At 31.1% G+C, this 533-nt stretch carries 1 pseudogene; it reads right to left on the reverse strand.

Features of this window, described 5'->3' with window-relative positions:
* Positions 1-533 (reverse strand): annotated as a pseudogene (locus ACP5S8_RS08555) (hypothetical protein); the annotation flags it as partial.

Raw genomic sequence — 533 nt, forward strand, 5'->3', positions numbered from 1 at the left:
GACTAGCATCAAAGCTTAGATAGTAAATCAAAAAATTGTTAAAGCTCTTTCTTACTTCTAAGTTTGGATAAGACAATATGTATATGCCATCTTCTTTTAAGAACTCTTTTATAGTAAGATACCCCGATTGAAACAAAAGATTTTCTACTCTTAGGTTATCCACATCAAGGTTTGATAATATTTCATCTCCTACTTTTAAGTTTTCTAAATTTGGTATGTAGTATTTCTTTTCTCTAAGCATCTTTATCAAAAAAGTAGGTGTAGCTGTTTCAAACCAGTAAGCCTTAAACATCTTTTTATCAAAGAGCAAAAGTATATCAAACGGATTGTATACTTTCTCTCCAAGCCAACTGTAGCCGTTGTACCATTCTTTTACCTTCTCTTTGTCAAAGTCTTTTAATCTCTCTTGAAATACACTTTCAAGTTCTTTCTCGGTATATCCACAGATAGTAGCAAAATTTGGGTCTAACGTAATATCGTTTAACTGGTTTAATCCACTAAATATAGAAACTTTTGAAAACCTTGATACACCA

Origin of the sequence: Hydrogenobaculum sp. (genome assembly GCF_049967395.1) — a bacterium.
GTDB lineage: Bacteria > Aquificota > Aquificia > Aquificales > Aquificaceae > Hydrogenobaculum.